The 14,584-nt window shown below is 71.7% G+C and carries 15 protein-coding genes; 14 read left to right on the top strand and 1 reads right to left on the bottom strand.

From position 1 onward, the window contains the following. Window positions 1–18: 18 nt before the first annotated feature. The gene (locus ABD912_RS18600; protein ID WP_345153211.1) at window positions 19–504 is read right to left on the bottom strand and encodes an inorganic diphosphatase; all 486 of its coding nucleotides are present in this window, start codon (window positions 502–504) and stop codon (window positions 19–21) included. 127 nt (window positions 505–631) lie between these two features. Between ABD912_RS18600 and dacB the strand changes: the two genes are divergently transcribed. From dacB to panC, 14 genes are all read left to right on the top strand, one after another. Continuing rightward, window positions 632–2,227: a D-alanyl-D-alanine carboxypeptidase/D-alanyl-D-alanine endopeptidase gene (dacB, locus tag ABD912_RS18595; protein WP_345153209.1), complete on the top strand. Its 1,596-nt coding sequence runs from the start codon at window positions 632–634 to the stop codon at window positions 2,225–2,227. A gap of 27 nt (window positions 2,228–2,254) precedes the next feature. Then, a complete protein-coding gene (locus ABD912_RS18590; protein ID WP_345153207.1) occupies window positions 2,255–3,412 on the top strand; it encodes a zinc-dependent metalloprotease in 1,158 nt (385 codons plus the stop codon). 6 nt (window positions 3,413–3,418) lie between these two features. Then, window positions 3,419–4,459: a tRNA lysidine(34) synthetase TilS gene (gene tilS, locus ABD912_RS18585; RefSeq protein WP_345153206.1), complete on the top strand. Its 1,041-nt coding sequence runs from the start codon at window positions 3,419–3,421 to the stop codon at window positions 4,457–4,459. A 108-nt stretch (window positions 4,460–4,567) separates the two neighbouring features. After that, window positions 4,568–5,119, top strand: a complete 552-nt coding sequence (hpt, locus tag ABD912_RS18580; RefSeq protein ID WP_345153204.1) for a hypoxanthine phosphoribosyltransferase — start codon at window positions 4,568–4,570, stop codon at window positions 5,117–5,119. A gap of 261 nt (window positions 5,120–5,380) precedes the next feature. Further along, the gene (ftsH, locus tag ABD912_RS18575) at window positions 5,381–7,351 is read left to right on the top strand and encodes an ATP-dependent zinc metalloprotease FtsH (protein WP_345153201.1); all 1,971 of its coding nucleotides are present in this window, start codon (window positions 5,381–5,383) and stop codon (window positions 7,349–7,351) included. 57 nt (window positions 7,352–7,408) lie between these two features. Continuing rightward, on the top strand, window positions 7,409–7,990 hold the full coding sequence (gene folE / locus ABD912_RS18570) for a GTP cyclohydrolase I FolE (RefSeq protein ID WP_345153497.1): 582 nt from the start codon (window positions 7,409–7,411) through the stop codon (window positions 7,988–7,990). Between the two features lie 5 nt (window positions 7,991–7,995). After that, window positions 7,996–8,934: a dihydropteroate synthase gene (folP, locus tag ABD912_RS18565; protein WP_345153199.1), complete on the top strand. Its 939-nt coding sequence runs from the start codon at window positions 7,996–7,998 to the stop codon at window positions 8,932–8,934. 2 nt (window positions 8,935–8,936) lie between these two features. Then, the gene (gene folB / locus ABD912_RS18560; RefSeq protein ID WP_345153197.1) at window positions 8,937–9,341 is read left to right on the top strand and encodes a dihydroneopterin aldolase; all 405 of its coding nucleotides are present in this window, start codon (window positions 8,937–8,939) and stop codon (window positions 9,339–9,341) included. Then, window positions 9,338–9,874: a 2-amino-4-hydroxy-6-hydroxymethyldihydropteridine diphosphokinase gene (gene folK / locus ABD912_RS18555; RefSeq protein WP_345153195.1), complete on the top strand. Its 537-nt coding sequence runs from the start codon at window positions 9,338–9,340 to the stop codon at window positions 9,872–9,874. The genes folB and folK overlap by 4 nt, the downstream gene beginning before the upstream one ends. Continuing rightward, window positions 9,871–10,374, top strand: a complete 504-nt coding sequence (locus ABD912_RS18550) for a DUF3180 domain-containing protein (RefSeq protein WP_345153194.1) — start codon at window positions 9,871–9,873, stop codon at window positions 10,372–10,374. The genes folK and ABD912_RS18550 overlap by 4 nt, the downstream gene beginning before the upstream one ends. After that, window positions 10,355–10,867, top strand: coding sequence for a PH domain-containing protein (locus ABD912_RS18545; protein WP_345153192.1), 513 nt, complete (start codon window positions 10,355–10,357; stop codon window positions 10,865–10,867). The genes ABD912_RS18550 and ABD912_RS18545 overlap by 20 nt, the downstream gene beginning before the upstream one ends. After that, complete coding sequence (locus tag ABD912_RS18540) at window positions 10,864–12,588, top strand: PH domain-containing protein (RefSeq protein WP_345153191.1); 1,725 nt, start codon at window positions 10,864–10,866, stop codon at window positions 12,586–12,588. The genes ABD912_RS18545 and ABD912_RS18540 overlap by 4 nt, the downstream gene beginning before the upstream one ends. Continuing rightward, complete coding sequence (locus tag ABD912_RS18535; protein WP_345153190.1) at window positions 12,581–13,456, top strand: Rossmann-like and DUF2520 domain-containing protein; 876 nt, start codon at window positions 12,581–12,583, stop codon at window positions 13,454–13,456. Before ABD912_RS18540 ends, ABD912_RS18535 begins: the two co-directional genes overlap by 8 nt. A 70-nt stretch (window positions 13,457–13,526) precedes the next feature. Then, window positions 13,527–14,468, top strand: a complete 942-nt coding sequence (gene panC, locus ABD912_RS18530; RefSeq protein WP_345153189.1) for a pantoate--beta-alanine ligase — start codon at window positions 13,527–13,529, stop codon at window positions 14,466–14,468. Window positions 14,469–14,584 lie beyond the last annotated feature (116 nt).

The raw sequence follows: 14,584 nt of genomic DNA, 5'->3' as shown, positions 1-14,584 counted from the left end.
AGGCGCCCGGAAGTATCGCTAGCCCTGGGCCGCGAAACGCTCGATCGAGCGCTGCAGTTCGGCCTCGGCGGCCTCGCGGTCCTCCCAGCCCTCGGCCTTGACCCACTTGCCGGGCTCCAGGTCCTTGTAGCGGGTGAAGAAGTGCTCGATCTCCTTGATCAGCCACTGATCGACGTCTTCGAGCTCCTGGATGTGGTCGAAGCGCTTGTCGGTCGGCACGCACAGCAGCTTGGCGTCTCCGCCGCCGTCGTCGGTCATGTTGAACACGCCGATCGGGCGGGACTCGACGATGACGCCCGGGATCAGGTCCACGCCCGGGATCCACACCATCGCGTCCAGCGGGTCGCCGTCCTCGCCGAGCGTGTCGTCGAAGTAGCCGTAGTGGGTCGGGTACTGCATCGAAGTGAACAGCACGCGATCCAGGCGCAGACGGTGGGTCTCGTGGTCGATCTCGTACTTGACGCGGGATCCCGACGGAATCTCGATGGTGACGTCGTGGCTCATCTGAGTCTCCTCGACTTTCGTGCCGGACGGCGTGCGGACGCGGGGCGCGCACACGCCGTCTAGTCTTAAAGGTGTTGTGCCTAAGCGTATAGGGCGCGGAGTGGCAACGGCGATTTCGGAGGTGGGGATGAAGCGCAGCACGCGTGCGCTCACTTCCGCGCTCCTGGCGGCCGTCCTCGGCACGCTGGTCCTGCTGGTCGTCGTGAATCTCGCCACCGCCCTGCCGGGGTGGAGGGCGGCCGGCTCCGCGCCGGCGTCGGTCCCGTTGCCCGCGCTCCCCTCAGCCTCGGCCAGCGTGCTGTCCCCGCTGGGAGCCGACGCGCCGGTGCCGGACGCGGCGGTCCTGGCGGACACGCTGGACGTGGCCTTCGGGAAGGGCGACGCCGGGAACGACGACGGCGGGGCCACCTTCGAGGCCTCCGTCACCGACGTCGCGACCGGGCAGGAACTGTACTCGCGCCAGGGATCGACGCCCGCGGTGCCGGCCTCCAGCCTGAAGGTGTTCACCGCGGCGGCCGCGCTGGCCGAACTGGGGCCGGACCGGAGGCTGCGCACGGTGGTACGGCGCGGCGCCGGTAACCAGGTGGTGCTGGTCGGCGGCGGCGACGTGCTGCTGGGCGCCGGGGAATCCGGCGGCGGGGCGGACGGGCGCGCCGGCCTGGCCACGCTGGCCCGGGACACGGCGGCCGCGCTGCTGGCCGGCAGCGACGGGCGGACCGTCTCCGGGAAGGTCGAGGTCCTGCTCGACGACACCCTCTTCGCCGGTGCCGCACTGAACCCGGCATGGGACAAGTCGCTGGTGACCAGCGGGAACATCACCGCCGTGCAGCCGCTGGCGCTGTACGGGGCGCGGCAGGACGCCGGCGCGGACAGCCCCCGCGTCGCCGACCCGGCGCTCACCGCGGCCACCACGTTCCGCGCCCTGCTGGCGAAGGAACTGAAGGAGCAGCAGGCGGCCAAGAAGGCGGCGTCCTCCGCCAGCACCTCCCCGTCCCCGCCCACGCCCTTGTCCTCCACCGCATCGCCTTCCGCCGCCCCGTCCACCCCGAACGCCTCCGCGAGCGCGGCGCCGTCGGACGCCGCCGCAGCGCCGTCGGACGCTGCCGCCGAGCCGCTGGAGGTCGCCGCCACCGTGGAGCGCGGAACTGCGCCGGAGGGCGCCGCGGAGCTGGCCGCGGTCGAATCCGCGCCGCTGCGCGAGCAGCTGCGGCACATGGCGGAGGAATCGGACAACTACGTGGCCGAAGCGGTCGGACGGCTGGTGGCCCTGGAGGTCGGCAAACCCGCCACGTTCGGCGGCGCCACCGAGGCGGTCAAGGAAGCCGTCGGCCGGCTCGGCGTCGACACCACGGGCCTGGTCCTCGCGGACACTTCCGGCCTGGCCGCCGCGAACCGGGTTTCCCCCGAACATCTGGCCGCGACGCTGCGGGCCGCGGCCTCCTCCGGCACGCCCGCGCTGCGCGAGCTGAGCTACCTGCTGCCGATCGCCGGCGCCACCGGAACCCTGCATGACAGGCTCGCCGGGGCCACCACCAGCGGCACGGTCCGGGCCAAGACCGGTTCGCTGACGGGCGTGGCCACCCTGACCGGGTACGCGGTGACCTCCGAGGGGCGGGTGCTCGCGTTCTCCTTCTTCGCCCAAGGCGTGCCCGCCTCGCTGGCGCCGGCCCGCGCCACGCTGGATGCCGCCGCCACCGTCCTTGCCGGTTGCGGGTGCCGCTGACCGCCTCCCGTGTGGTGTGATGGGTCCATGGATACCTCGGCCGTGGAGCCCCCCGTCCGCCTGATCAACTGGAAGCTGGCGGCCGATGCCGCGGCTCGGCTGGGCAGTGCCGGCCCGAAGCTGACCAACACCGACCGTGAGGACGTCGTGGCCGACCTGCGCCGCCACGCCGACGCGTCCGTCGCCCACGTGCACCGCATCACCGGCCTCGAGGCGGCCCGCGACCTGCGCGACTCGCAGGTCCTGATCGTCGACCGCGCCAGCTGGGCCCGCGCCAACACGCACAGCTTCGAGGCCCTGCTCGATCCCGCGCTGCGCCGCCTGGGCGAGAAAAAGGGCTCCCAGCTGAGCGAATCGACCGTCGCCCTCAGCGGGTTCCTCACCGGAGCGGAGATGGGCGCGATCCTCGCCTTCCTCTCCTCCAAGGTCCTGGGCCAGTACGACCCCTTCTCCGGCCTGCTCCGGCCCTCCGCGTCCGCCGGCGGCCGGCTGATGCTGGTCGCCCCGAACATCGTCGAGGTGGAGCGCGAACTCGGCGTCGAGCCCGCCGACTTCCGCCTCTGGGTCTGCCTCCACGAACAGACCCACCGGGTGCAGTTTGCCGCGGCGCCGTGGCTGCGCGACCACCTGCGCGACCAGATCTCCCGCCTCGCCGAGAGCCTGGTCGAAACCACCGACGGCCTCGGCGAGCGCCTCTTGGGCGTGGCCCGCGAGGCGCTGGGCGCCCGCAACGCGGCCGACGAGAAGCCGTCCGGTTCCCCGGGCGGCGAGGAGGCGGAAGGGGCGCCGGGGCTGCTTGCGGTGCTGAAGGACCCCCAGGACCAGGCGGTGCTCAGCCACCTGACGGCGGTGATGAGCCTGCTCGAGGGACACGCGAACGTGGTCATGGACGCGGTGGATGCCTCGATCGTGCCCACCGTGCGCACCATCCGCCAGCGCTTCAACCGGCGCGGTGAGAACCGCAGCGCCTTGGAGAAGTGGGTGCGCCGCCTCCTGGGCCTGGACGCCAAGATGCGCCAGTACGCCGACGGGCAGAAGTTCGTGCAGCGGATCGTGGACCGCGTGGGCATGGAGCGGTTCAACGTGATCTGGGAGCGCCCCGAACACCTGCCCACCGAACGCGAGCTTCACCACCCCGACGAATGGATCGACCGGATGGGGCTCTCCCCGGCCCCGGCCCGCTAAGGGCCGGTGGGGGGACACCTTCCCGCCACCGTGGCCGCGGCCCGCAATGCCGTGCGGGCGGCGGTCCCGCGCGGATCCTTCGTCCTGGTCGCCTGCAGCGGGGGAGCGGACTCTCTGGCGCTGGCCGCCGCCACCGCGTTCCTGGCCGGCAAGGGCGAACTCCGTGCCGGCGCCGTGGTGGTGGACCACGCCCTGCAGGAGGACAGCGCGGCCGTTGCCGCCCAGGCCGCGGGGCAGGTGCGCGCGCTGGGGCTGTCTCCGGTGCTGGTGAAGGCGCCCGACGTCGGCGGCGCCGGTTCCGAGGCGGAGGCCCGCGCGGCCCGCTACGCCGCGTTCGAGGAGGCGCTCGAGGAAACCGGGGCGGACCACGTGCTGCTGGGGCACACCCTGGACGACCAGGCCGAACAGGTGCTCCTGGGCCTGGCGCGCGGCTCGGGAACCCGTTCGCTGGCCGGAATCCCCGCCGCCCGCGGACCCTACCTGCGCCCCTTCCTGGGCCTGCGCCGCGCCCAGACGGAGGCGGTCTGCGCCCACGAGGCCCTGGACTACTGGACCGACCCGACCAACCTGGAGCGCGGGCCACTGCGCAACCGCGTCCGGCTCGACGTGCTGCCGGTCCTCGAGGCCGCGCTCGGTCCCGGCGTCGCCGAGGCGCTCGCCCGCACCGCAACGCTGGCCCGCGCCGACGCCGACCACCTTGACCGGCTGGCACGCGACGCCCTCGGGGACCTGCTCCTTCCCGTCGCCGCGCCCGGGTGCCTGGCCCTGGACCTGGCCGGCCTGCGGGCGCTGGGACCGGCCCTGCGCGGACGGGTGCTGCGCGCCGCCGTCGTCCGGCTCGGCGGCGAAAACCCGACCCTGGAACGCATCGAGGCCGCCGAACGCCTGGTGGACGGGGCCGGTTCGGCCGGCCCCGTCCAGCTGGCCGGGCACGTTGCCGCGTACCGCGAACGCCCGGACGGCCCGCACGGCCCTGCCCGCCGCGCCCTCGTCCTGGAGGGCACGGCACCGGAAGGCCGGACGGGGGACCGGGAGACGGAACGGTAGGCGCCGCCCGGTTCCGCACTCGGGGCCGTGCTGTGGCACTCTTGAAAGAGCAGCCCACACACTCCCTGCCCGCCCGCGCGGGCACCCGTAGACAGCAGGAGCTCCCCCGTGGATTCGAACGACGTCATCGCCGACATCAAGCACGTCCTTTACACCAAGGAACAGATCCAGGACCGCATCGCCGAACTTGCGGCCCAGATCGACGAGGACTACGCGGACCGCGACATTCTGGTCGTTGGGGTCCTCAAGGGTGCCGTCATGGTGATGGCCGACCTGGCCCGAGCCCTGCACTCCCACGTGACGATGGACTGGATGGCCGTCTCCTCCTACGGCTCCGGAACGCAGTCTTCCGGCGTCGTGCGCATCCTCAAGGACCTGGACACTGACCTGATGGGCAAGCACGTCCTGATCGTCGAGGACATCATCGACTCCGGGCTGACGCTGTCCTGGCTCAAGGCCAACCTGCAGTCCCGCGGCCCCGCCTCGGTGGAAATCTGCACGCTGCTGCGCAAGCCGGAAGCGGCCAAGGTGGAGATCGACGTGAAGTACGTGGGCATGGAGATCCCGAACGAATTCGTCGTCGGATACGGCTTGGACCACGCCGAGCGGTACCGCAACCTGGACTTCATCGGCACCCTGGCCCCGCACGTCTACTCCTAGCGCGCGGGCCAGGCCCTTTCGTGTCGACTTCGTCGCCACGCAGGGACCCTGCTGCCCCGCGCTGGCGGGGAAAGGCCCCCGGTTTCCGGGGGCCTTTCGCGTCCTCGGAGACGGCCCGCGGAAATCCTTACGCCCAAAGGGGAACTGAACGCTTGCCCCGTGCGTCTTGTTTACTGGACGTGTACTTATAGATCAGCGCCATTTGGGCGCCCGGGCGTTCGCGCTCGCAAGCAGGAGGGACGGGGGACGGGACCCCCACGCATGAAAGCCAAGAAGATCCTCAACAGCTGGGCCATCTGGGTTCTGGTCGGCGCCGTCGCGCTGCTCATTTTCCTGCCGACGCTCGCGTCGGGCAACACCGGCCGCGTCGACACCAGCATCGGCCTGCAGATGCTCCAGCAGGACAAGGCCTCCGTGGCCAAGATCTTCGACGGCGACCAGCGCGTGGACCTGACCCTGAAGGAAAACTACGTCGTCGACGGGCAGGACAAGGGCAAGCAGGTGTCCTTCTACTACTCGACGGCCCGCGCGGATGACGTCGTCCAGGCGATCGACACCGCCAACCTCGACTCCTTCACCGACCAGCCGGTGGAAAACAACTGGTTCCTGAGCCTGGTCAGCGTGATCGTCCCGTTCATCCTGATCGCCCTGCTCTTCTGGTTCCTGCTCTCGCGCGCCCAGGGCGGCGGCTCCAAGGTCATGCAGTTCGGCAAGTCCCGGGCCAAGCTGATCACCAAGGACATGCCCCAGGTGACCTTCTCCGACGTCGCCGGCGCCGAAGAGGCCGTCGAGGAGCTGTACGAGATCAAGGAGTTCCTGCAGGAGCCGGGCAAGTTCCAGGCCGTCGGGGCGAAGATCCCCAAGGGCGTCCTGCTCTATGGCCCTCCCGGCACCGGCAAGACCCTGCTCGCCAAGGCGGTGGCCGGCGAGGCTGGCGTCCCCTTCTACTCCATTTCCGGTTCCGACTTCGTGGAGATGTTCGTCGGCGTCGGCGCCTCCCGCGTGCGTGACCTGTTCGAGCAGGCGAAGAACAACTCCCCGGCCATCATCTTCGTGGACGAGATCGACGCGGTGGGCCGCCACCGCGGTGCCGGCGTGGGCGGCGGCAACGACGAGCGCGAACAGACGCTGAACCAGTTGCTGGTGGAAATGGACGGCTTCGACGCGAACACCAACGTCATCCTCATCGCCGCGACCAACCGCCCCGACGTGCTGGACCCGGCGCTGCTCCGCCCGGGCCGCTTCGACCGCCAGATCCCGGTGGAGGCCCCCGACCTCGCCGGCCGCGAGCACATCCTGAACGTGCACTCCAAGGGCAAGCCGATGGCCTCCAACGTCGACCTGCGCGCCGTCGCCAAGAAGACCCCGGGCTACACCGGCGCCGACCTGGCCAACGTGCTCAACGAGGCCGCGCTGCTCACCGCGCGCTCCAACGCCCAGCTCATCGACGACCGCGCCCTCGACGAGGCAATCGACCGCGTCATGGCCGGCCCGCAGAAGCGCTCGCGCCTGATGAAGGAGCATGAGCGCAAGATCACCGCCTACCACGAGGGCGGACACGCCTTGGTGGCCGCCGCGATGCGCCACTCCGCCCCGGTCACCAAGATCACCATCCTGCCGCGCGGCCGCGCCCTGGGCTACACCATGGTGGTTCCCGAGGAGGACAAGTACTCGGTCACCCGGAACGAGTTGCTGGACCAGCTGGCCTACGCCATGGGCGGCCGCGTCGCCGAGGAAATCATCTTCCACGACCCGTCCACCGGCGCTTCCAACGACATCGAGAAGGCCACCGGCACCGCCCGGAAGATGGTCACCCAGTACGGCATGAGCGAGCGCGTGGGCGCCGTGAAGCTCGGCTCCGGCGGCGGCGAGCCGTTCCTGGGCCGCGACGCCGGCCACGAGCGCGACTTCTCTGACCGCCTCGCCGGCATCGTGGACGAGGAGGTGCGCGCCCTGATCGATGCCGCCCACGACGAGGCGTACGCCGTCCTCACCGAGAACCGCCACGTGCTGGACCGCCTGGCCCTGGCCCTGCTGGAGCAGGAGACGCTGAACCAGAAGGAAATCGCGGAGGTCTTCCACGACATCGTCAAGCGTCCCGAGCGCGATGTCTGGCTTTCCAAGGAGTCCCGCCCGGTGCACACGGCCCCGCCGGTGCTGTCCCCCATCGAGCAGCGCCAGCGCGACGAGGCGGCCGCCCGCACGGTGGCGGCCCCGGACGACCTCTCCTAGAAGGGACGGCAGGCTAGGATCGAACCCGTGACGGAAATCGACCAGGAAACGACTGACATGCCGCCCGCCGCGGGCCAGGTGGACCTGCCCCGGATCGAACGCGCCGTGCGCGAGATCCTGGAGGCCATCGGGGAGGACCCGGACCGGGAGGGCTTGGCCGACACCCCCAAGCGGGTGGCCAAGGCCTACGCCGAGTTCTTCTCCGGCCTGCACCAGGACCCGGCGGACCTGCTGTCCACCACCTTCGACATCGGCCACGACGAGCTGGTCCTGGTCAAGGACATCGCGTTCTATTCGACCTGCGAACACCACCTGGTTCCGTTCCACGGATCCGCGCACATCGGGTACATCCCCGGCGCGGCCGGGAAGGTGACCGGGCTGAGCAAGCTGGCCCGCCTCGTGGAGCTCTACGCGCGCCGCCCCCAGGTCCAGGAGCGCCTGACCACGCAGATCGTCGATGCGCTCATGAAGTACCTGGAGCCGCGCGGGGCGATCGTGGTGGTCGAATGCGAGCACATGTGCATGTCCATGCGCGGTGTCCGCAAGCCGGGCGCCAAGACCGTCACCAGCGCCGTCCGCGGCCAGCTGCGCGAACCGGCCACGCGCGCCGAGGCCATGAGCCTCATCCTCGGAAAGTAGGTCCCATGAGCCTCGGAGCCATCCCGGGAACAGGGCCGGCCACCTTCCCGCTGCCGGTCCTCCGGCCGGGGCAGGGACCGCGGACCCTTGCCGACCTGCCCGCCGGCCGCACCCTGGTCATGGGCATCCTCAACGTCACGAAGGACTCCTTCAGCGACGGCGGCCGCTACCTGGAGGTCGACGACGCCGTCCGCCACGGCCTGGGCCTGATGGCCGCGGGAGCCGACATCATCGACGTGGGCGGCGAATCGACCCGCCCGGGCGCGGACTTCGTCGCCCTCGAGGACGAGCAGACCCGGATCGTCCCGGTGGTCGCCGCACTGGTCAAGGCGGGTGCCATCGTCTCGGTGGACACCATGCACACCGCCACCGCGCGCGCGGCACTCGACGCCGGCGCGCACATCATCAACGACGTCTCCGGGCTCACCCACGAACCCGACATGCCGGCGCTGATCGCCGAGCGCAAGGTTCCCTACGTGCTCATGCACCGCCGCGGCGACCAGAAGACCATGACCACCAAGGCGCAGTACACGGACGTCGTCGCCGAGGTCCTCGCCGAACTCACCGAACTGCGCGACCGCTTTGTCGCCGCCGGCGTCCCGCGGGAGCTGATCATCATCGATCCGGGCCTGGGCTTCGCCAAGAACCCTGAGCACAACTGGGAGCTGCTCAAGGCCACCGACCGGGTGCTCGGGCTGGGCCACCCGGTGCTCATCGGAGCCTCCCGCAAGCGCTTCGTGGGTTCCCTGCTGGCGCAGGACGGCACCCCCGCGCCGCCGGTCGAGCGCGACGGCGCCACCTCCGCGATCACCGCGCTGTCCGCGGCGGCCGGCGCGTGGTGCGTGCGCGTGCACAACGTCGCCGGATCGATGGACGCGATCAAGGTCGCGCACGCCTGGGCGAATCCGGCCAGCCAGGCCGCGGACGCGGCCGGACGGGGCTGACCATGGTGGACGGGGGCATGGTCGGTGGGGGCCCAGGTGGCGCGCGGCCTGACCGCATCACCCTCAGCGGCATCACCGCGACCGGCTACCACGGCGTGTTCGAGCACGAAAAGCGCAACGGCCAGCCGTTCGTCGTCGACGTCTGCCTGTACACGGACATCCGCCGGGCGGCCGCGACGGACGATATCGCCGACACCGCCCACTACGGCGAACTGGCGGAGGTCGTGAAGGCGGAAATCATGTCCGGGCCCTACGACCTCATCGAGACGCTGACGGAGAAGATCGCCGCCGCGGTGCTTGACGGCTTCGCCGTCCAGGCCGTGGACGTCACCGTCCACAAGCCGAAGGCCCCCATCGAGGTCCCCTTCGGAGACGTGACCATTTCGATCCACCGGGAGCGGTCATGAGCACGACGCCGGGGGATCCGGTGCGCGCGGTCCTGGCCCTGGGCAGCAACCTGGGCGAGCGCTCCGACACGCTGGCCCGCGCCGTGGCCGACCTCACCGGGACGGAGGCGGTCCGCCTGGTGCGGTCCTCCCCGATCGTTCAGACCAAGCCCGTGGGCGGGCCCGCGGACCAGCCCGACTACCTGAACATGGTCATCGAGGTGGAAACCGTGCTGGACCCGCACGCCCTGCTGCGCCACTGCCAGGCCGTGGAGCAGCTGCACCACCGCGTGCGCGAGGTCCGTTGGGGACCGCGGACGCTGGACGTGGACATCGTCGCCTACGCGGACTTGGCCCTGGATACCGCGGACCTCACGCTGCCGCATCCGCGGGCGGCCGAACGGGCCTTCGTGCTGCAGCCGTGGGCCTGGATGGACCCCGAGGCCACCCTTGCCGGGGTCCGCGTCGCCGACCTGGCGGCCCGGGCCGCCGACCGCGACGGGCTGGCGCTGTTCGGAACCGATCCCGCCGAGCCGACGGACCGCCGGCCGTGAGCGCGCTGCGCCCGATGTGGCTGCTGACCATCTGCCTGGGCACCGCCGTCGCCGGATGGATCGCGCAGCTCTACGCGGCCAGCCATTCGCTGGTCGCCCCGGTGCTGCACTGGACCTCGCTGCTGACCCTCGGCGCCGTCGTGCTGATCACCCTGGCCCTGGGCCTGCGGGTGCTGCGCTACCGCCAGGGCAAGCTCAAGCGGCGCCTGGACCCCATCCAGGCGGCCCGCACCCTGGTGCTCGCCCAGTCCAGCGCCTACGCCGGGGCCCTGATCGCGGGCTGGCACCTGGGCATCCTCATCGACCTGCTGCCTGCCGCCGGCGTGACCAGTTCCGCGGTCCTGCTGTCCTTCGTGATGATCGCGGCCGGCGTGGTGATGGTTATTGTGGGATGGGTCGTGGAGCAGTTCTGCAAGCTTCCGCCCGAAGACCCCTCGGCGCCGGATGCCGGCGGGCACAAACGGGAGGACAACGAAGGGTATGCCGCAGGAACCGGTTGATCCGCAGGGCATCACGTGGACCCGCGTGTCCCCCAAATATGCCGCAGTCCGCATGGTCGGCTGGGCGATCGGGACGGTGGTCACCCTCCTGGTGCTCTCCGTGCCGCTGGTGCTGCGCCTGACCGGGGTCTGGACCTGGCCGCCGCTGTGGCTGGCCTGGGCGCTCCCGCTGACGGTGTTTGCCATCGACCTGGTCCGGCTTTCCCTGATCCCGCGCCAGGTCCGTGCGATCGGTTACGCCGAACGCACCGAGGACCTGCTGGTCCGCCGCGGCCTCCTTTTCCAAAGGGTCCTGGTGGTCCCCTACGGGCGCATGCAATACGTGGATGTGGCGGCAGGGCCCGTCGCCCGGGCCCTGGGCCTGTGCGAGGTCCGCCTGCACACCGCGGCCGCCGACGCGACCATCGAGATTCCGGGCCTGCCCGCGGCCGAGGGCACCCGCCTGCGCGAAAACCTCACAGCCCGCGGCGAAGCCCGGCTGGCGGGGCTGTGACCGTGCAGCCCGACCGCTCCCAGCACCCGGAGGACCCGGGCCTGCCCCGGCGCCCCCTGCCGGACCACTCCCTGCCGGCGGACAGCCCGGCCAGCCCCGGCCAGCCGGCGCACCCGGTTCCCGGACCGCTTCCCGGGGCCGAGGAGGCTCCCTGGCGCCGCGTCCACCCCGCCTCCCCGCTGGTCCGCGGCTGGATCGGCCTGCTTGCCGTCGCCTGGATCTGGGGCCAGAACTGGCTTGAGGACATCATCCTCGCCGTCGAGGATCCCGGCGGCTACGGAGCCCCGCCCATGGAGGGCATGCCGTTCATCGGAGGCGTCGCCTGGCTGTTGATGATCGGCGGGGCCGTGCTGCTGCTGGTCGGGCTCGCCTTCTTCCTCTCCTGGCGCTTCACCAAGTACCAGGTGACCGACCAGCACGTGAACGTGAACAGCGGGGTCGTCTTCCGCCGCCAGCGGCAGGCCCGGATCGACAGGGTCCAGGCCATCGACATCGTCCAGCCCCTGCTGGCGCGCATCTTCGGCCTGGCCGAGCTCAAGTTCGAGGTCGCCGATGCGGGACAGACCGCCATGAGCCTGGCCTTCCTCAGGCTGGGGGAGGCCAAGCGGCTGCGCAACCTGATCCTGGCCCGCGCCGCAGGGCTCCGCCCCGGCCAGGCCGGACCCGCCGGCACCGCCGCACCGGCACCCTCCGGGCCGGCAGCATCGGCTCCCGGCGCCGGCTTCCCTGGCATTGATGTTTTCGGCCCAGCGGCGTCCGGCACCGCCGGCGCGCCTTCCGTGCCGGAGCCGGCAGCCGGCGTCGTGCCCGCCGCGGACGCCCCCGAGGCGCCGGAGCGGGTGGTCGCGGCCGTCCCGGTGGGCAGGCTGGTCGGATCGCTGATTTTCCGGCCGATCACCGTCAGCGTCGCGGTGCTGATTCTCGGTGGACTGGCGCTGCGGCCGGTCCTCGATGGCCGCACCATCAGCCCGCTGGTGGTGCTGCCCTTCCTGCTGGGCGCGGCCGGGGCGCTGTGGAGCGGGTTTTCCAACGGCTTCAACTTCCAGGCGGCGGCCAGCCCCGACGGGCTGAGGATGGGCTACGGGCTGCTGGACACCCGGCACCAGACCGTCCCGCCGGGACGGGTGCAGGCGGTGGAGATCCGGCGTCCGCTGCTGTGGCGGCCGTTCGGCTGGTACCGCGTCACCGTGAACGTCGCCGGCTACGGGCCGGGCGGCAACGGAAACGAGGCACGCTCCACCGTCCTGCCGGTGGGCACCTTCGCGGATGTGCTCGGCGTCCTCTCCGTGGTGCTGCCGGATCCGGGCACGTCGCGGCCGCTGGAACTGGTCACCGCGGGCATCGACGGCAGCGGCGACGCCGAGGGCTTCCGCACCACGCCCCGCCGCGCCAGGGCCCTGGCGCCGCTGGCCTGGCGCCGGCAGGGCTTCGCGCTCACGGACACCGCGCTGTTCGCCCGCACCGGGGTGCTGGGCCGCGCGCTGGCGATCGTTCCGCACGAGCGCACCCAGGGGATCGCCCTCCAGCAGGGACCATTGGCCCGCCGGTTCGGGGTGTGCGACGTGCGCCTGGCCACCACGGCGGGGCCGGTGTCGCCGCGGGTGGTCCAAGCGGATGTGGAGACGGCCCGGATACTGTTCCTTGAGCAGGCGGACCGGGCGGCGAAGGCCCGGCACCGCCACGACCGCGACCACTGGTTGGAGGAGGATCCCCATGGTTAAGCCCGGCCGCCTCGGCGTCGGAGTCATCGGCGCCGGCAAGGTCGGCGCCGTGTTGGGCGCCGCCCTGCGTGCCGCGGAGCATGCGGTGGTGGGTGTGCACGCGGTGTCCGAGGAGTCCCGGGAACGTGCCGAGGCGCTGCTGCCCGGTGTGCCCCTGCTGGAGATCCCGGAGATCGTCCGCCGCTCCGAACTGGTGCTGCTGGCGGTGCCGGACGACGCCCTGGGGCCGCTGGTCCAGGGGCTGGCCGATGCCGGGCACTGGCAGCAGGGCCAGATCGTGGTGCACACCGCCGGCCGCTACGGCACCGGAATCCTGGCCCCGGCACGCGGAGCCGGGGCCATCCCGCTGGCGATCCACCCGGCAATGAGCTTCACCGGCATGAGCCTGGACCTGGCCAGGCTGCAGGACTGCATGTTCGGGGTCACCGCCGACCGCATGATGCTGCCGATCGCCCAGGCCCTGGTGGTGGAGATGGGCGCTGAGTCCACGGTGATCGAGGAGGAGGACCGCGCCCGCTACCACGCGGCCCTCGCGCACGCCTCCAACCACCTGGTCACCCTCGCCGGACAGGCCGCGCAGCTGCTGGCGTCCGTCGGCGTCGACCGGCCGGACCGGGTGCTGGGGCCGCTGATGCGGGCCTCCCTCGAGAACGCCCTCGCCTCGGGCGAGGGCGCGCTGACCGGCCCGGTCGCCCGCGGGGATGTGGGGACCGTGCTGGTCCACCGGGCCGCCCTGGAGCACGAAGCCGTCACCGTGGACGTGCGGGAGGCCTACCGCGCGCTGTCCCGGGCCACCGCCCAGCGCGCGCTGGCCCGCGGGCTGCTCACCGAGGCCCAGGCCGCGGCGATCCTCGACGCGCTGGCCTGACCGGCACCGTCCGGCCGGCGTCCGCACCGGCCCGACCGCCCGGCGGAAGCGGCTGGCCTAGAATTTCCGCGTGAGCAATGCAGCCCCCCTCCCCGCCGCGGCAACCACGCCGCGGGTTGTCCGAACCGTCGCCGAACTGAAGGACGCGATCCGCGGCCGGCTGGAGGAAGGCGCGGTTTCCGGGTCCATCCGCCAGCTGGCGCTGGTACCCACCATGGGGGCCCTGCACGACGGGCACGCGCGGCTGGTGCGCACCGCGGCGGCGGAGAACGACGTCGTTGTGGTCACCGTCTTCGTCAACGAGCTGCAGTTCAACGACCGCGAGGACTTCCTGCGCTATCCGCGCACGCTGGAGGCCGACGTCGAACTGCTGGCCGGCGCCGGCGCGGACCTGGTCTTCGCCCCCGAGGAGGCGGAGGTGTACCCGGACGGTGCGCCGCTGGTGAAGCTGGACAGCGGCCGGCTCGGCGCGAAGTTCGAGGGCGAGGCCCGGCCGGGCCACTTCGACGGCATGCTGGCCGTGGTCTCCAAGCTGCTGCACTACGGTCAGCCGCCGCTGTCCACCGCCGTGCCCGTGGCCTACCGCGCCTACTTCGGGCAGAAGGACGCACAGCAGCTGGCCATCATCCGCCGCATGGTCGCGGACCTGAACTACGACGTCGACATCCGGTCGGTGGCGATCGTGCGGTCCCCGGAGGGGCTGGCGCTGTCCAGCCGCAACCGGTTCCTGTCCGCCGAGGAGGCGGAGGCGGCGCTGGTCCTCAGTCGCGCGCTGTTCCTGCTGAAGCGTCGGGCCGACGCGAGCGAGCCGCTGCACGTCGAGGATGCCGAGGCCATGATCGCCAGCCAGCCGCTGGTGAAGCTCGACTACTTCGAGGTTGTCGACCCGAGGACCCTCGAGCCGCTCGCCTTCAACTGCTTGGAGACCCCGTTCACCGGCGAGGCCCTGGCGCTGATCGCGGCCCGGGTGGGTCCGGTGCGCCTGATCGACAACATGCCGCTGGGACAGTAGGCGTCACCGAAGCTTGCCGGCCGCGCCAGAACCGTGGATTGGCGGGGTTTTGGCGGTGGGGATTCCCCGATTTGGCGTTGGGCGCAAAGGCGTGTATTGTTTTATCTCGCGCCGGA

The organism is Arthrobacter ginkgonis, assembly GCF_039540195.1.
GTDB lineage: Bacteria > Actinomycetota > Actinomycetes > Actinomycetales > Micrococcaceae > Zafaria > Zafaria ginkgonis.
Note: the sequence above shows the minus strand (reverse complement) of the source record. Positions and strands in the feature narration are given on the sequence as shown.